The organism is Thermaerobacter subterraneus DSM 13965 (genome assembly GCF_000183545.2).
GTDB classification, from domain to species: domain Bacteria; phylum Bacillota; class Sulfobacillia; order Thermaerobacterales; family Thermaerobacteraceae; genus Thermaerobacter; species Thermaerobacter subterraneus.
This window is the reverse complement of sequence record NZ_JH976536.1, coordinates 191,894-208,917: the sequence shown is the minus strand read 5'-3', so window position 1 is coordinate 208,917 and position 17,024 is coordinate 191,894. Positions and strand designations below refer to the sequence as shown.

Below are 17,024 nucleotides of genomic sequence, written 5' to 3'. Positions count from 1 at the left end.
ACGGATGGACATGGACGGGCCAGCGCGGGACGGCACGGGCACCGGCACGGGCGGGGCCGGCGCCGGGGGGACCGGGGCCGGCCTCAACGCTGAGATCGTCTGCGTGGGCACGGAACTGCTGCTGGGCGAAACCCTCAACACCCACGCCGCCTTTCTTTCCCAGCGGCTGGCGGAGTACGGCATCGACGTCTACCACCATGTCACCGTGGGCGACAACCCCGCCCGCCTGGAGGCGGCCCTGCGCCAGGCCGCCGGCCGGGCGGGCGTCGTCATCGTCACCGGCGGCCTAGGCCCCACCGGCGACGACCTCACGCGGGAGGCCATCGCCCGGGTGACGGGCCGTCCCCTGGTCCTGGACGCCGGTGTGCTGGAGGGGATCGAGCGCTACTTCGCCGCCCGGGGCCGGTCCATGGCCCCGGGCAACCGCAAGCAGGCGCTCTTCCCGGCGGGCAGCGCCATCCTTCCCAACCCCAACGGCACCGCCCCGGGATTCGTCCTGGAGTGGGAGGGTGGCCGCTGGTTCGTCGCGTTGCCCGGGCCGCCCCGGGAGCTGCGCCCCATGGTGGACGGCCCGCTGGTCCCCTACCTGGAGCGGTGGAGCCGCCGGGCGGGGGGCATGCGCCTGGTGCGGCGGGTGCTCCGGGTCGCGGGGCTCGGGGAGAGCGAGGTGGAGCACCGGCTGGCGGACCTGTTCGCCCGGCAGCAGCGGGTGACCCTGGCCACCTACGCCAGGGACGGGGAGGTCCACCTGCGGCTGGCGGCCAAGGTGCCCCTTCCTCCCGGGGCAGAACCCGGCGGCGCGCCGGGGCGGGACCCCGGGGCGCCCGCCGCCAGGGCGGGCGCGTCGCCCTCACCGGAGGCGGCCGCCGCCTCCGCCCTGGCCGAGCTGGAGGCGGTGGCCGCGGCCATCCGCCAGCGCCTGGGCATCCACGTCTACGGCGAGGATGACCAGACCCTGGAGGCGGTGGTGGGGGAGCTGCTGAGGCGGCGGGCCGAAACGGTGGCGGTGGCGGAGTCCTGCACCGCCGGGCGGGTGGCCGACCGCCTCACCGCCGTGCCGGGAAGCTCCGCCTACTTCCTGGCCGGCGTGGTGGCGTACGCCAATGCCGCCAAGGTGCTGGCCCTGGGGGTCAGCCCCCACGACCTGGCGGCCCACGGCGCGGTGAGCGAGGTGGTGGCCCGGGCCATGGCGGCGGGCGTGCGGCGCATGTTCGGAGCCCACTGGGGCGTGGCCACCACGGGCATCGCCGGTCCGGGCGGCGGTACGCCGGAAAAGCCGGTGGGCACCGTCTACGTGGCCGTCGCCGGCCCGGGAGGAAGCCGGGTGGAACGCCACCGCTTCCTGGGCGACCGTGACACCGTCAAGACCCGCTCGGCCCAGGCGGCCCTGCTGCTGCTCTACCGGGCCCTGGTGGAAGGCCTGGAGGCCGGGAACGCCGGGGCCGGGGGCCCGGCCTGACGGGCCCCGCGCCCCGGCGTCCCGCCGGGGGTCCATTGCCGGACCGGCCCGCGTGGCCCACCGTGCATCCCTCCCGCGGCTTCCCCACAAACCCTTCCCGGACGTCCCCGGCCCGCCGGGCCGGACGGAGCCGCCATCCCCCGACGATCCCGGCGGTGTCGGGACCCCGCTGCCGGCCCTTCCACCCGTCCCCGGTGCGGCCCTCCCTAACCAGGTGCGGCCACCGGTGTCAATGGGTGCCGGGGCGGGCATGCTGAAGAACCGGCGGCTGGCCCGGGTGCTGGCCGATGCGGCCCTGACGGAGATCCGCCGCCAGCTCAGCTACAAGTGTCCCTGGCACGGGGCGGTTCTGGTCGAAGCGCCGCCCTTCGATCCCAACAGCAAGCGTTGCTCGCGGTGCGGTGCGGTCAAGCCGTCGCTGCCGCTTTCGCAACGCGTTTTCCGCTGTGAGGAATGCGGGCTCGTGCTCGACCGGGACGAAAACGCGGCCCGGAATCTCGCGGCCCTGGTGGCCGCCGTCGCCGGGAGTGGTCCGGAGACGGAAAACGCCCGTGGACGGGATGGAAGACCTGCCGCAAGGCAGGCGATCCCGGAGGAAGCGGGAAGCCGGCACCGGCGCATGGCCGGGTAAGACCGGCACCGCCGATCCGCAAGAATCGGCTACCTGAAGCAGATGATGATGTTTCAGGTAACGGTCACGGTAAGCATGGCACGGTGCCAGAGTCGAAGGAAGGGCGCCCGGCCCGCCAGGTCGGACCCTCCCGCTCCGCGGCCGGCGGGTACCGGCCCGGCCTCGCGACCCGGTGAGGAGCGGCCGCCGGAAGGCTGGCGGGGGCCGCCGGCACGTCCGGCGATCCTGCCGGGCGGGTGCTGCGGGATGGCTGTGGCCTGGGGCGTTCGGGTGGGCGGGGGTGCCACCCACCGGCCGGCCGGAGCGGCGGGGCGCCCGTGAGGGGAGGAGCGGGCTTGCCGGGCAGGCAAGGGAATTCCCCGCGGCCTGCGCCATCGCGGGTCTTGCGCCTGTGGCAGCGGCGCCTGGTCCTGATCCTGGCGGCTGCCGCCGGGGCCTACCTGGCCATGGTGGCCGGTTCGGCCGCCCGGGTCAGCTTGGGCCCCTTCGGCGTGGCCGTGGCGGCCCGTCCGGCATGGCAGGGGCTGACCGAAGTGGCCATCCCGCCCCTGGGCCGGGTGCGCGCAGCCACCCACGCCGCTCCCCTGGAGCTCGAGGTGCGGCTGGAGACCGTCGATATCCCGACCCTGGGCCGGCTGCTGGAGCACCGGGGCACCCGCGGCCTGGTGGACAGCCTGCGCCAGCAGGTCGGCAGTGTGGCGCGCCGGTTTGCCCTGCGCCTGGTCCTGCTGGGTGTCCTGGGCGGCGGGCTGGCCGGGTTCGTCCTGGCCCGGCGGCGCTGGCGCCGGATCGGCGTGGGGGCGGCGGTGGGCCTGCTGGTCGGTGGCGGCCTGGTGGTGGCCACGCAGCAGACCTACGATCCGGGCGCCTTCCGCCAGGCGGAGTACAGCGGCGCCATCACCGCGGCGCCCTGGCTGCTGGACGTGTTCACCCGCACCCCGGCCAAGGTGGAGGCCTTCAGCCGCCAGATGGAGGTGCTGGTGGGCCGGTTGAACGACCTCTACCAGGGGATCGAGGTCCAGCAGGCGGTGGTGCCCCAGGACGAGAGCCTGCGGGTGCTCGTCGTCTCGGACCTGCACAACAACCCGGCAGGGGTCCGGCTGATCCGGGAGATGGCCGCCAGCTTCCGTCCCGACCTGATCCTGGATGCGGGCGACGTGGCGGACTGGGGCACCGCGCCGGAAGCCCGCCTGGTGGCCGAGCTGGCCGATCTGGAGGTTCCTTACTACCTGGTGCCGGGGAACCACGACTCTCCCCAGTCGCTCGGCGCCCTGGCAACCCAGACCGGTGTCCAGATCCTGGAGGACGGCCTGGTCACCCTGCCCGGCGGGCTGCTCCTGGCCGCCAGCCGGGATCCGGCCAGTCACCGCGTGTCCCCCGCCATGGGCCGGCCGGCGGAGATCGAAGCCCAGGTGGGGGCGCTGGAGAGCCTCCTCCAGACGGCGCCGCGGCGCCCGGACATCCTGGTGGTCCACAACCCCGTGGTGGCGGGCCGGTTCCGGGGACGGGTCCCCGTCCTGGTCAGCGGCCACACCCACGTCCAGCGGGTGGACGACACCCCGCAGGGCCTGTTCCTCAACCCGGGTTCCACGGGGGCCGCCGGCCTGCGCGGCCTCACCGCGCCGCGGGAGATCCCGTACGGCCTGCTCTTGCTGACCCTGGTGCCGGCGCCGGGCGACGCTCCGGGCTGGGTGCCCATCGCCGTCGACGCTGTCGAGGTCTTTCGCCTGGCGTCCACGGGCTTCACCCTGCAGCGCTACGTGGTGGACGGCCGGCCGGATGCTCCCGTCTCCTTCCGGGAACGGCCTTCCCTGCCCCTGGAGGAGTTGCCCGCGGGCGGCGGCGACGGCCCCTGACGACGCCCGGACCGCCCGCCGGACCGGCCGTCGCCCCCGGATCGACCTGCGCCGGCCGGGGGTCCGGGCCTGGTGCCGGGCCCGGCCGGCCGGCTCGTCTCAGCGGCTGTCCGGCCGTCCTGCCGCCCAACCGGCCGGCCATCCCACCGGCCGCCGGGCCGGCCTCCGGCCGGCCGCCTAGCCTCCGCTGCCCCGCACCCCGCCGCCCCGGAGCGCCACGGGATGCAGGTTGCCTCCGGCGCAGGATTCGACGCCGGCATGTCAAACTATTGTTCGGTGCCGGGCCCGCCGGGGAGGTGCGCGGTCTTGCCGCAGGGCCGCTCCGGCCCCACCAGCCCGGGCCCGTCTGGAGGTGGCGGCCATCGACAGGAACCGGCAGTCCCTGCCGGCGGAGGGGACGAACGCGGCCGCCCCGCGACCGGTCGCGGCCGCTCGGGCGGACGGCGGGTCCCGGCCTGTGCCGGCCCGCATCCCCATGCCGGCCCGCATCGCGGCCGGTGGGGACGGCGAAGACCACTGGCGGCTGTTCATCGCCGTGCCCGTGACGGGCCCGGTGGCCGGGGCGCTGCAGGCCTGGATGGCCGCGGCCCGCCGCCAGCGGCCCGGACTCAAGTGGGTCCGCCCCGGGGACCTGCACATCACCTTGCGGTTTCTGGGGAACCGCCCCGTGGCCAGCATTCCCTCCCTGGTGGCAGCCGGGGCGAGGGCGGCGCGGGAGGCGGCCCCGCTGGACGTGGCGGTACGAGGGGTCGGCGGCTTTCCCGCTGCCGGCCGGGCCCGCACGTTGTGGGCCGGAGTGGGTGAGGGAGCCGCCGCGCTGGCCGCCCTGGCGGCCAGCCTGGAGACGCAGCTGCTGGCGGTGGCGCCCGACCTGGATCCGGTGCAACAGCCCTTCCAGGCCCACATCACCCTGGCCCGGGTCCGTGGCGGCTGGATCGACCTCGACCGCTGGCCCCATGCCGCGGCGGTGCGGCAACAGGACTGGGGCCGGCTGCCCGTGCGGGCCATGGTCCTGTTCCGCAGCCAGCTGCATCCTGGCGGGCCGGTGTACACGCCGCTGCACCGCTGGCCCCTGGGGGAGGCGGCCGCCGGCCTTGACGAGCCCCCTGCCCCACGGTAAGGTAGAAACTGGAAATCCATGGCGGGATTCGGCAGGCCGTGACCTGCGGGCTCGGGTGCGGCCGGAGACGGAGGCGACGCCCATGATCGAGCGGGAGCGGGCCCTGGAGATGGCCCTCAACCAGATCGAGAAGCAGTTCGGCAAGGGCTCCATCATGCGCATGGGAGAAGCCTCGGCGCGCCTGAACGTCGAGGTCATCCCGACCGGCTCCCTGGCTCTTGACATCGCCCTGGGAGTCGGCGGCATGCCCCGGGGCCGGATCATCGAGATCTTCGGGCCGGAGGCGTCGGGCAAGACCACCGTGGCCCTCCACGTGGTGGCGTCCGCCCAGCGGTCCGGAGGGGTGGCCGCGTTCATCGACGCCGAGCATGCCCTGGACCCGGTCTACGCGGAAAATCTCGGGGTCGACATCAACAACCTGCTGATCTCCCAGCCGGACACGGGCGAACAGGCCCTGGAGATCGCCGAAGCCCTGGTGCGCAGCGGCGCGGTGGACGTGATCGTCATCGACTCGGTGGCCGCCCTGGTGCCCCGAGCGGAGATCGAAGGGGAGATGGGCGACGCCCACGTGGGCCTCCAGGCCCGGCTCATGTCCCAGGCCCTGCGCAAGCTCACCGGAGCCATCGCCAAGTCCAGGACCTGCCTGATCTTCATCAACCAGATCCGGGAGAAGGTGGGGGTGATGTTCGGCAATCCCGAGGTGACGCCCGGCGGGCGGGCGCTGAAGTTCTACGCCTCGGTTCGGCTGGATGTGCGCCGGGTGGAGACGCTCAAGCAGGGCGGGGAGATGATCGGTATTCGCGCCCGGGCCAAGGTGGTGAAGAACAAGGTCGCCCCGCCCTTCCGCCAGGCGGAGTTCGACCTGCTCTACGGCAAGGGCATCTCCCGGGAGGGCGACCTGCTGGACATCGCCACCCAGCACGGCATCATCGAGAAGGCGGGCGCCTGGTATTCCTACGGGGACACCCGCATCGGCCAGGGCCGGGAGAACGCGCGGGAGTACCTGGTGCAGCACCCCGAGGTGGCCGATGCCATCGAACGGCGGCTGCGGGAGCTGCTGAGCCTGGGCGGCATCCGGGCCGCCACGGCCAACGAGGACGAGTGAAGGCACCTGAGAAGGGCCTCACGGCGAGCGGCCTCGTAGGCGCCCGTCAAGGGGAGGGACCGCATTGGCCGGTGCGAGACCGGGATCCGGGGGCGCGGGGGAGGCCGGAGAGGAGCCGGCCGGGAGGGCTGGAGCGGGCGGGGGCGCCGGCGCTGGCGGCGGCGAGGAACTGGGCCTGGACCAGGCCCTCGCCCTGGCCCTGCGCTGGTTGGGCTTCCGGGCGCGTACGGCCAGGGAGATCGCCCGGCGGCTGCAGGACCGGGGCTTCCCGGAGCCGGTGGTGGCGGCCGTCCTGGATCGCCTGCAGGGTTGGGGCTACATCGATGACCGGCGGCTGGCCCGGGACCAGGTGGAAGGGGCGCGGGTTCGGCATATCGGACCCCTCCGCCTGCGGGCCGAACTGCTGCGCCGCGGGATCGCGCCGCCCCTGGCCGACCAGGTCCTGGCCGAAGGATGGCCGGAAGGGGCCGAGCTGGAGCAGGCGCGCCAGCTGGCCCGCCGGCGCTGGGCGCAACTGAAGGGGAGCCCGGCCCGCAGCCAGGGTGCGGAGGCCCGCCTGCATCCCGGGGACCGGCCCGGCAGCGACCCGCGCCGGCGGGCTGCGGGGCGGCTGTACCGGTACCTTCTGGGCCGGGGATTCCATGCCCATGTGGCGGAGAGGGTGGTGCGCGAGCTCGTCGGTGACCTTCAGGACGGGGCGGGCGGGGGGACCGGCTCCCACCGGTCCATGTAGGCCCGGGGCACCGCCCAGGCCCGCGCCGAACCCTGACGCGGGTGCCCGGGAGCGGCGGCCGGGAGGCGGGCCCGGTGGCAGGTGGCCGGAGGTCACCGGTGCAGCGCTGGATGGGGGGCGATCCGCGCGGCCTTGCCGCTGCGGGTCTTTTTTATCGGCTCCTGCAGCTTTATCGGCTCCGGCAGCGAGCCCGCCCGGCCCCCGGCCGCCGGCTGCGGAGGGGACGGCCGGCGGCACACGCCCGGTCAGGGAGCGGCAGGGAGGCCTGGCCGCGGTTCCCTTGACATGGCTTTCCCGCAGCCCCTAGAATGAATTATCGGGATGACTCGAAAACGCGACCACGCATCCGCCTTTTGACGAAAATCGGCGATAATCATGAAATATGTCCGAAACCTGGGTGTAACAAGGAACGGATTGCCGGTCCCCGTCCCGGCCCCCACGGGGTTCGGGGCGTGCGTCGGAGTGGTCAGCGCGCCGAGCCGGGTCCCCGAACTCGGCTTTTTTGTTACAGGGACCCCAGCACCGGCGGGGACCGGGGGACTGCTGGTCGTGGCCCGAGGGAGTGAAAGGGATGGTGTCGACAGCCATCGTCGTCCTGATCGTGCTCGTCGCCGTCGTCATCGCCGGGGCGGCGGGCTACGTGATCCGGAAGCTGGTGGCCGAAAGCCGGATCGGGTCGGCCGAGGCGCTGGCCCGGCAGCTGGTGGAGGAAGGGCGTAAGGAAGGCGAGGCGCGCAAGCGCGAGGCCCTGCTGGAGGCGAAGGAAGAGGTTCACAGGCTGCGGACCGACTTCGAGCGCGAAACCCGGGAGCGGCGCCAGGAACTGCAGCAGCTGGAGCGCCGCCTCCTCCAGCGGGAGGAGGCGCTGGACCGCCGGGCCCGGCAGCTGGACGAGCGGGAAGAGCTCATGCGGGCCCGGGAGCGGGACCTGGACCGGGCGGAGGAGCTGGTGGAAGAGCTCCGCCTGCGCCAGATGACGGAGCTGGAGCGCATCGCCGGGCTGAGCCGGGAGGAGGCGCGGGAGTACCTGCTGGCTCAGGTCCAGCAGGAAATGCGCCATGACCTGGCCGTGATGATCCGCGAGATGGAGGAAGAAGCCCGGGCGGAAGCCGACCGGCGGGCCCGGGAGATCATCGCCACCGCCGTCCAGCGCCTGGCGGCGGAGTACGTGCCGGAGCTGACCGTCTCGGTGGTGGAGCTGCCGGGAGATGAGATGAAGGGGCGGATCATCGGCCGGGAGGGCCGCAACATCCGCCACTTTGAGGCGCTGACCGGCGTCGACCTGATCATCGACGACACGCCGGAAGCGGTGGTGATCTCCTGCTTCGACCCCATCCGGCGGGAGATCGCACGGATGACCCTGGAGAAGCTCATCGCCGACGGCCGCATCCACCCCGCCAAGATCGAGGAGATGTACGCCAAGGCCGTCCAGGAGATGGACCAGCGCATCCAGGAGGAAGGCGAGCGCGCCTGTTACGAGGTGGGCGTGCACAACCTGCACCCCGAGCTGGTCAAGCTCCTCGGCCGGCTGGCCTTCCGCACCAGCTACGGCCAGAACATCCTGCAGCACTCCATCGAAGTGGCCCACCTGTGCGGCCTCATGGCGTACGAACTGGGGGCCGACGTCAACGTGGCCCGGCGCGCCGGCTTGCTGCACGACATCGGCAAGGCCCTGGACCACGAGATGGAGGGCACCCACCTGACCATTGGCATGGAGATCCTGCAGAAGTATCATGAGTCCGAAGAGGTCATCCATGCCATGTCCTGCCATCACGGCGACTTCGAGCCCAGGACCATCGAGGCGGTGATCGTGACGGCGGCCGACGCCCTGTCGGCGGCCCGGCCGGGTGCCCGGCGGGAGACCCTGGAGGCTTACATCCGGCGGTTGCGGCAGCTGGAGGAGATCGCCAGCAGCTTCGAGGGCGTGGCCAAGGCCTACGCCATCCAGGCCGGGCGGGAGGTCCGGATCATGGTCCACCCGGACAAGGTGGATGACGCCGAGGCCTATCTGCTGGCGCGGCAGATCGCCAAGCGGATCGAGCAGGAGCTGCAGTACCCGGGCCAGATCAAGGTGACGCTGATCCGGGAGACGAGGGTGACGGAGTACGCGCGTTGAGGCAAGGCGGCCCAATGGGCGGCCGGGGGCCGCCCATTGGGCCGCGCAGGCAGCCGGGGTGTGACAGGGCGCGCCGAAACGGCGGGCGGGGGCCCGCCGTTTCGGCGCGCCGCGGCTTTTCAACCCAGAGCCAGGATAGGGGGCACGGGCGTGCGGCTACTGTTCATCGGCGATGTGGTGGGCCGGGCGGGGCGGCGCATGCTGCGGGACCACCTGGAGACCCTGATCGAACAGCATGCCATCGAGCTGACGGTGGCCAACGGCGAGAATGCCGCTGGCGGGTGGGGCCTGACCCCGGACACCGCCGAGGAGATCTTCGCCGCGGGGGCCGACGTCATCACCCTCGGCAACCACTGGGCCGATCGCAAGGAGATCCTGCCCTACCTGGACCGCCACCCGCGGGTGCTGCGCCCCCTGAACTGGCCCGGTCGCCCGCCAGGCCGGGGGCTGGCCGTGGTGGAGGGGCGCAGCGGCTGCCCGGTGGCGGTGGTGTGCCTCATGGGCCGTGTCTTCGCGGACAGCCTTCTGGACGACCCCTTCGCCGCGGCCGATCAGGCCCTGGCCGAGCTGGCCGGCCAGGCCACGGCCATCCTGGTGGACTTCCACGGCGACGCCACGTCGGAGAAGCAGGCCATGGCCTGGTACCTGGACGGGCGGGTCTCGGCGGTGCTGGGCACCCACACCCACACGGCCACGGCCGACGAGCGGGTGCTGCCAGGGGGCACGGCCGCCATCACCGACGTGGGGATGACGGGACCTCGGGATTCCGTCATCGGCTTCCGGCCCGACCTGGTGATCCAGCGGCTGCGCACCCAGCTCCACGTGACCCTGGAGGTGGCGCCCGGCCCGCGCATGCTGTGCGGCGTCATCGTGGACGTGGACCGCGACACCGGCCGGGCTGTGGCCATCGAGCGCATCCGGCTGGAGGATTCCGGCTGAGGGCGCGGGCCGCCCCCGGTCCGCCTCCGGCCGGACCGTTCCCCGGAGCGCGGCCACGCTGGGGCCGCCGCCCCGTCAGGGGCTGCGACCACCGCCGCCGCGGTGCCGGGGAGGCCCGTCCGGCAGGATGGGGCCGGCCCCGGTCCGACGCTTGCCCGGCACACCGGCATGGTGGCGGAAGGGAGGCCTCCCGCTGGAGCCGGCCCCTGCCGCCCCTGCCGCCCGGCTACCCTGGCTCGCCCCCAGCCGGCCCCGCCGGCCGGGGCGAGGCCCGCCGCTTGCCTGCGGTGCGACCCACCCATCAGGAGGCGAAAGCCATGCCCTATACGCCCTACGGCCCCATCGTGGATGCCCATGTCGACACCGTCCTGGATCTGGCCGCCGGTCGCCGGCGGCTGGGCGAGCGTTCCCACCAGGGCCATGTGGACCTGCCCCGCCTGGAAGAGGCCGGCGTCGGCGTGCAGGTCTTCGCCCACTATATCGAACCCGTTTACAAGCCCCATGCCGCCCTGGTCCGCTTCATGGAGCTTTACGACGTGTTCCTCAGGGAGGTGGCCCGCCACCCCGACCGGATCACCGTGGTGACCACCGTCGCCGAGCTGGATCGCGCCCTGGCGGCGGGGAAGGTGGCTGCCGTCATCGGCATCGAGGGGGGCGAGGCCCTGCAGGGCCGGCTGGGCATCCTGCGCCTGCTCCAGCGCCTGGGGGTTCGCTTGATCGGCCTGACCTGGAACGAGCGCAACGACCTGGCCGACGGAGCCGGTGACGCCCGCAGCGGGGGCGGCCTTTCCCAGCTGGGGGAGCAGGTGGTGCGGGAGATGAACCGCCTGGGCATGGTGGTGGACGTCAGCCACCTCTCCGATGCCGGCTTCTACGACGTCCTGGCCGTATCAAGCCAGCCCGTGGTGGCCTCCCACTCCAACTGCCGGGCCCTTTGCCCCCACCCGCGCAACCTGACCGACGACCAGATCCGCGCCCTGGCCGCCCGGGGGGGTGTGATGGGGATGAACTTCTTCGCCCGGTTCCTCCGGTCCGAGGGCCCCGCCACCATCGACGACGTGGTTCGACATATCGAACATATCGCCGCCCTGGTGGGCCCCGCCCATATCGGCCTGGGTTCCGATTTCGACGGCATCAGCGAGACGCCCCAGGGGCTGGAAGACGTCACCCGCCTGCCACGGCTGGTCGAGGCGCTGCTGCGACGCAACTGGAAGGAAGAACACCTGCGCTGGATCCTGGGTGAGAATTTCCTCCGGGTCTTCCGCCAGGTGTGGTCGGCGGGTGAGCCGGCCTACCCGGTGCCGGAGGACCCGGCCGGCGGAGCCCGCTGAGGGGAATCTTGACCCGGGGAGGGGATGGCATGTTGGGAGGGAATGGCATGCGCACGCCGGAGGTCGCCTTTCGCGTGGCGCCGGTGACGGAGGTGGCCGCCGACGCCGTGGTGGTCAACCTGTTTGAAGGGGTCACGGTGCCGGGCGGCGCCACGGGGGCGGTGGATCAGGCGCTCCACGGCGCCATTCAGGAAGCCATCGCCGCCGGAGCCCTGCGCGGCCGGCTGGGGGAGGTGCTGGTGCTGCCCACCCTGGGCCGGCTCCCCGCCCGCTGGGTGGTGGTGGCGGGCCTGGGCCCGCGGGAGGAGTTCGGCCGCGTGGCAGTCCGGACGGCCTCCGCCGCCGCGCTGCGGGCAGCGAAGAAGCACGGCTGCCGCTCGGTGGCCACCATCGCCCACGGCGCCGGCATCGGCGGTCTGGACCCGCAGCTGGCTGCCCTGGCCACGGTGGAGGGTGCCCTCCTGGGCTTGTACCGCTACCGGCCCGAGGGGCCCGGAGGGCAGTCCGGAGCAGGCGGCGAGGCAGCGGGTGGCGGCAGGGGCGCAGCCGGTATGGGCGGCGCCCCGGCCCATGGGGACAGCGGGGAAGGGGCCGCCGGGTCCTGGGCCGGATCCGCCGCCCGCCAGGCGGGGCCCGGCGCCCCGGCCGGGGCAGGCCCGGAGACGGCTCCCGAAACGAGCCACGCCCTGGGCCTTCTGGGGGCGGCCGTCGACCCCACGGGGCGCCGCGGCGGCCGGCCCCTGGGACGGCGCGGCCGCGCCGCCGACGAAGGCGACGGGCCCGGCGTCGAGCAGATCTGGCTGGTCGACCGCACCGGAGCGCAGCAGCAGGCGCTGGAGCGCGGCCTGCAGGAAGGGCGCATCCTCGCCGAAGCCGTCATCACCGCTCGCCAGCTGGGCAACCGGCCGGCCAACGACCTGACGCCGGCCCGCCTCGCCCAGGCGGCCGCGCGCCTGGAGGATTTGCCCGGCGTGCAGGTGGCCGTCCTGGACGAGGAGGAGCTGCGGCGGCGCGGCTTCGGGGCGATCCTGGCCGTGGGCCAAGGCCGCGCCCAGCCGCCGCGGCTCATCGCCATCGACTACGTGGGGCCGGGGCGGGATGGGTCGGAACCGCCCGACGCCGCCTTCGTCGGCAAGGGCGTCACCTTCGACACGGGCGGCATCTCCCTCAAGCCCCGGGACGGCATGGAGGACATGAAGTTCGACATGATGGGCGCGGCGGCCGTCATCGGGGCGCTGGAGGCCGTGGCCCGGCTGGCCCTGCCCGCCCGGCTGCTGGGCGTGGTGGCCGCGGTGGAGAACATGCCCGGCGGCCGCGCCTTCAAGCCCGGTGACGTGATCACCACCTACGACGGCACCACCGTGGAGGTGAACAACACCGACGCGGAGGGGCGCCTGATCCTGGCCGATGCCCTGGCCTACGCCCGCGAGCGGGGCGCCCGACGGCTGATCGACCTGGCGACCCTGACCGGTGCCATGGTCATCGCCCTGGGGCACCACGTGGCGGGGCTGTTTGCCAACGACGATGCCTGGGCAGCGCGGGTGCTGCGGGCCGCGGGCGCCGCCGGCGAGCCCCTGTGGCGGCTGCCTCTGGTCGCGTCGTATCGCGAGCGGCTGCGCAGCGAGTATGCCGACCTGCGTAACACCGGCGGCCGGCCCGCCGGGTCCATCACCGCGGCCCTGTTCCTCCAGACCTTTGCCGGCGACACGCCCTGGGCGCACCTGGACATCGCCGGGGTGGCCTGGTCCGACCGGGTCGAGGGCGATCACGGCAAGGGGGCCACGGGCTACGGCGTCCGCACCCTGGTGGAACTGGCCCGCAACCTGGCGGCGGGGGGACGGGCATGACGGCGGAGCGGGGTGGGGCCGACCTGCACACCCACACCACTGCCTCCGACGGCACCGTCACCCCCCGGGAGCGCATCCGCATGGCCCGGGAGGCGGAGCTCGAGTTCGTCGGCATCACGGACCACGACACCCTGGCCGGCCTGCCGGCGGCCCGGGAAGCGGCGCGGGAGGCCGGGGTGGTTCTGGTACCGGGGGTCGAACTCAGCACCGACGTCGACCTGGGGAGCCGCCGGGTGGGCGTGCACATCCTGGGGTACTGGGTCGACGAGGCCGCCGAGCCCCTGGTGCAGCTTTTGGCGCGCCGGAGGGCCTCGCGGGAGCAGCGGCTGGCCCGCATGTTGCAGCGCCTGGCGGAGGCCGGGATCGTCCTGGATGAGGAGCGGATCCGGGCCATGGCCCAAGGGGGCGCCATCGGGCGCCCCCACGTGGCCCGGGCCCTGGTGGAGGCCGGGGTGGTGGCCACGGTGGCCGAGGCCTTTGAGCGGTACCTGACGCCGGGCAAGCCGGGCTACGTGCCCCGCGCGCCCCTGGCGCCGGAAGAGGCCATCGCGGCCATCCGGGCCGCGGGGGGCGTGCCCGTCCTGGCCCATCCGGGCCTCCTGCCCAGCCGCCTGCAGGGGCTGTGGCCGGCCTGGAAGCGGATGGGCCTCGCAGGCGTGGAGGTCTACCATTCCAAGCACAGCCCCGGGCAGGCCGCGGACTTCCTGGCGCGGGCGCGCGAGCTGGACCTGGTTCCCACCGGAGGGTCCGACTGCCACGGGCCCCAGCCGGGACAGCCTGCTCTGATGGGGCGGGTGCGGGTTCCGCGGGAGTGGGTGGAGCGGCTGGCCGCCCGGGCGGCCGATCCAGAGCATACCCTCTAGAGACCTGGAGGCGCCCGGCCGGTCCGGTCGCACCCTCTCGACCCACCTTTCCGAAACCGGGAGCGCGCCTCTGGGCGCCCTCCCGGCCGGCGGCCGAGGCAGGCCCGGGGTCGGGGCCAGGGCCGGGGCCAGGGCAACCCTCCACGCCGGGTCCAGGACGCCCAATGCATGGACCCGCCGCCCCCCGCATAATCCTCCCCCTGGGAGGTAAGGCCCGTGAAGCGTGAGGCCCGATGGTCCAAGCCCCCGGGCGGGCCGCGGAGCGCGCCACCGGCGTCCCGGCCCGGCGGAGGGGGCCAGTGGCCCGCTGCCGGGGACCCGCCCCCGGCATCCCGGCCGGCGGAACGGGTTCCGGTACCCGCCCCGCAAGAACCGGTCCCGGCGGGCGCCGGGCAGGCGGGTGCGCCGGCGGGGCCGGCCGGTGCCGGGGACTGGCAGGTCCGGATCCTCTTGCTGGAGCGGCGGGTCGTGACCCTGCGCCGCAGCCGCCGGGTGCTGCTCGAGCTGCTGGCGACCCAGCAGGCCCGTTACGAGGCGGAGGTCAGCCGGCTGCGCCGCCGGGTGGACGAGCTGGAGCGGCAACGGCAGCGGCTGCTGGCCTTCATCCGCCGGCGGCGGGTCCTGCCTGGAAAGGCGGCGGCAAGCGGCGGGCCGCCGCGGTGAACATGGACTCCGGACCCGCGAAGCCGCAAAGTTCGCACCGCACCGTCAGGTCCGGCTCCCCGCCGGCCGCGGTGGCCAGCGCCGGTCCTGCCCGCCACTCCTCCACCTGCCCCGTGTGGGCGTTCTTCCGCACGGACCAGGTCAGCGGCCACAGCAGGGTGAAGGAGGCCCGGTTGCCGGTGCAGCGCGGGCACGCGTAAGGCGGCCGCCGGGTCAGGGCGGGCAGGGCCGCCTGCCAGGCGGCGGTGTCGCCGGCCGCCACCGCAGCGCCAGGCTCCGTTCCGGCCGCCGGAGGCGTCCCGCCGGCGTGGGCGGCCGGGGAAAGCCCCCCTTCGGGCATTGCGCCGGTTTCCACCCCAACCACCTCCATCCCGGATCGTCCATCGCCTAGAATGCCCCTGGATCGCCCAGCCAAGCCGGCCGGGCAACCGGCACCGGCCGAGGGCCACGGCAGCACCGGAGCTTCCCTGGCCAGGGTTCGGTCCGCAACGGCGGACAGGCCTGCCACGGCCTGCAGCGCCTGCGACGGCCCTGCAACGGCCTGCATGCCGTACCAGCCGCTGCATTGCCCACGGGTGCCCGCAGCGCCCATAATGAACGAAGGTACAAAGGAGGAAACGAGCCATGGAGACCCTGCCCCTGATCCCGCGGCCGGGGGCGGCAGGCACCCAGGACTACCGGGTGCTGCAGGCCCAGTGGGCCACCCGCTACGGCGCCTACCGGGACGAGCAGAACGTCTGGCGCCTGGCCGACGGCCGCACCCTGGCCGAGTCGATCTTCGGCAAGCCCCACCCTGCGTACAAGATCCTGACCTGGGGCTGCCAGATGAACGAGCGCGACAGCGAGATCCTGGCCGGCCAGCTGGAAGAGATGGGCATGGTCCCGGCCGGCCTCCTGGACGACGCGGACCTGATCCTGCTCAACACCTGCGCCGTGCGGGAGACGGCGGAGGAGAAGGTCTTCGGCACCATCGGCTACCTGAAGGTGCTCAAGCAGAAGAACCCGGACCTGATCCTGGGCCTGTGCGGCTGCATGGCCCAGGAGGAGGCCACCATTCGCCGCATCCAGCGGTACTATCCCCACGTGGACCTGGTGTTCGGCACCCACAACGTCCACCAGCTGCCCCAGCTGATCGAGCGGGTGCGGCGGGAAGAGGGGATGGTGGTCGACGTCTGGCAGGCGGCGGAGGGCGTGGTCGAACACCTGCCCTCGCGGCGGGCCGGGGGCGTCAAGGCGTGGGTCAACATCATCTATGGTTGCGACAAGTTCTGCACCTTCTGCATCGTGCCCACCACCCGCGGGCGCGAGCGCAGCCGCCGCCCGGAAGACGTCATCGCCGAGGTGGAGTACCTGGCCGCCGAGGGATACAAGGAGGTCACCCTGCTGGGCCAGAACGTCAACTCCTACGGCAAGGACCTGGGCATCGGGTACGATTTCGCGGATCTGCTGGCCCGGCTGGACCAGGTTCCGGGAATCCGCTGGATCCGGTACACCACCTCCCACCCCCGGGACTTCAGCGACAAGCTGATCCGGACCATCGCGGAGTCCGACAAGGTGACGGAGCACTTCCACCTGCCGGTGCAGTCCGGTTCGAACCAGGTGCTGCGCTGGATGAACCGGCGCTACACCCGGGAGCACTACCTGCGCCTGATCGAGAAGATCCGGGAGGCGGTGCCCGACGCCTGCATCACCACGGACATCATCGTCGGGTTCCCCAAGGAGACCGAGGAAGACTTTCGCCAGACCCTGGACCTGGTGCGGCAGGTGGAGTACGACAACGCCTTCACCTTCATCTACTCGCCCCGGGAGGGCACGCCGGCCGCCCGCTGGCCCCAGCTGCCGCGGGAGGTCAAGCAGGAGCGGCTGGAGCGGCTGATGGAGGTGCAGTACGAGATCAACCTGCGGAAGAACAAGCGCCTGGTGGGCCAGAGGGCCGTGGTCCTCATCGACGGGCCCAGCAAGAAGAACCCGCAGGTCCTCAGTGCCCGCACCCGCACGAACAAGCTGGTGCTGGTGTCGGGCGACGCCGCCTGGGCCGGCCGCTTCGCCCGGGTGGAGATCACCCGGGCCCAGACCTTCACCCTGGAGGGGCGGCTGCTGGAACTCCTTCCGGACGACGCGCCCGAAATCGGGCGGCACGGGCAGTTCTCGCCCTACAGCGCCGCGGCCCGGGGGGCCTGACCCGGTCGGGGCGCGGCGGGCAGTGCGGCCGTCCGGGGAGCTGTGGTAACAGCCGGTTCCGGCTCCGGGAACGGTGCGCGGACCGCGGCGGGCTCCGGGCCGATTCCGGGCAGGCAAGGGGCGCCGCTGGGCGGGAGGGGAAGCGCTGCGGCGGGGGTGGCAGGCTCCAATCATGGCGCA

14 protein-coding genes are annotated in these 17,024 nt (G+C 73.6%); 13 read left to right on the top strand and 1 reads right to left on the bottom strand.

All coding sequences use genetic code 11. The features are described from left to right. The first annotated feature begins 4 nt into the window (after positions 1–4). The 12 genes from THESUDRAFT_RS11125 to THESUDRAFT_RS11070 all read left to right on the top strand — a co-directional run bounded on the left by THESUDRAFT_RS11125 (position 5) and on the right by THESUDRAFT_RS11070 (position 14,663). Positions 5–1,459 (top strand): competence/damage-inducible protein A, encoded by a 1,455-nt coding sequence (locus tag THESUDRAFT_RS11125; RefSeq protein ID WP_006904890.1) that lies wholly within the window; start codon positions 5–7, stop codon positions 1,457–1,459. Between the two features lie 232 nt (positions 1,460–1,691). Beyond that, complete coding sequence (locus THESUDRAFT_RS11120) at positions 1,692–2,090, top strand: RNA-guided endonuclease InsQ/TnpB family protein (protein WP_242823420.1); 399 nt, start codon at positions 1,692–1,694, stop codon at positions 2,088–2,090. A gap of 335 nt (positions 2,091–2,425) precedes the next feature. Then, positions 2,426–3,946, top strand: a complete 1,521-nt coding sequence (locus tag THESUDRAFT_RS11115; RefSeq protein WP_006904889.1) for a metallophosphoesterase family protein — start codon at positions 2,426–2,428, stop codon at positions 3,944–3,946. A 457-nt stretch (positions 3,947–4,403) separates the two neighbouring features. Beyond that, a complete protein-coding gene (gene thpR, locus THESUDRAFT_RS11110) occupies positions 4,404–5,066 on the top strand; it encodes an RNA 2',3'-cyclic phosphodiesterase (protein WP_006904888.1) in 663 nt (220 codons plus the stop codon). 82 nt (positions 5,067–5,148) lie between these two features. Beyond that, positions 5,149–6,171, top strand: a complete 1,023-nt coding sequence (recA, locus tag THESUDRAFT_RS11105; protein ID WP_006904887.1) for a recombinase RecA — start codon at positions 5,149–5,151, stop codon at positions 6,169–6,171. A 64-nt stretch (positions 6,172–6,235) separates the two neighbouring features. Beyond that, a complete protein-coding gene (locus THESUDRAFT_RS12530) occupies positions 6,236–6,904 on the top strand; it encodes a regulatory protein RecX (protein WP_006904886.1) in 669 nt (222 codons plus the stop codon). Between the two features lie 571 nt (positions 6,905–7,475). Next, on the top strand, positions 7,476–9,020 hold the full coding sequence (rny, locus tag THESUDRAFT_RS11095) for a ribonuclease Y (protein WP_006904885.1): 1,545 nt from the start codon (positions 7,476–7,478) through the stop codon (positions 9,018–9,020). Positions 9,021–9,170: 150 nt separating this feature from the next. After that, positions 9,171–9,959: a TIGR00282 family metallophosphoesterase gene (locus THESUDRAFT_RS11090; RefSeq protein WP_006904884.1), complete on the top strand. Its 789-nt coding sequence runs from the start codon at positions 9,171–9,173 to the stop codon at positions 9,957–9,959. Positions 9,960–10,276: 317 nt separating this feature from the next. Next, complete coding sequence (locus THESUDRAFT_RS11085; RefSeq protein WP_006904883.1) at positions 10,277–11,290, top strand: dipeptidase; 1,014 nt, start codon at positions 10,277–10,279, stop codon at positions 11,288–11,290. A gap of 47 nt (positions 11,291–11,337) precedes the next feature. Continuing rightward, positions 11,338–13,137 carry a leucyl aminopeptidase family protein gene (locus THESUDRAFT_RS11080; RefSeq protein ID WP_006904882.1) on the top strand — a complete coding sequence of 600 codons (1,800 nt, stop codon included), beginning with the start codon at positions 11,338–11,340 and terminating at the stop codon, positions 13,135–13,137. Then, the gene (locus THESUDRAFT_RS11075) at positions 13,134–14,000 is read left to right on the top strand and encodes a PHP domain-containing protein (RefSeq protein WP_006904881.1); all 867 of its coding nucleotides are present in this window, start codon (positions 13,134–13,136) and stop codon (positions 13,998–14,000) included. Before THESUDRAFT_RS11080 ends, THESUDRAFT_RS11075 begins: the two co-directional genes overlap by 4 nt. A 216-nt stretch (positions 14,001–14,216) precedes the next feature. Next, on the top strand, positions 14,217–14,663 hold the full coding sequence (locus THESUDRAFT_RS11070) for a hypothetical protein (RefSeq protein WP_006904880.1): 447 nt from the start codon (positions 14,217–14,219) through the stop codon (positions 14,661–14,663). Here the strand turns inward: THESUDRAFT_RS11070 and THESUDRAFT_RS11065 are convergent. Beyond that, the gene (locus THESUDRAFT_RS11065; protein WP_006904879.1) at positions 14,602–15,018 is read right to left on the bottom strand and encodes a hypothetical protein; all 417 of its coding nucleotides are present in this window, start codon (positions 15,016–15,018) and stop codon (positions 14,602–14,604) included. The two genes, THESUDRAFT_RS11070 and THESUDRAFT_RS11065, sit on opposite strands and share 62 nt — an antisense overlap. Positions 15,019–15,287: 269 nt before the next feature. Here THESUDRAFT_RS11065 and miaB point away from each other — a divergent pair, with 269 nt between their 5' ends. Continuing rightward, complete coding sequence (gene miaB, locus THESUDRAFT_RS11060; RefSeq protein WP_006904878.1) at positions 15,288–16,844, top strand: tRNA (N6-isopentenyl adenosine(37)-C2)-methylthiotransferase MiaB; 1,557 nt, start codon at positions 15,288–15,290, stop codon at positions 16,842–16,844. Positions 16,845–17,024 lie beyond the last annotated feature (180 nt).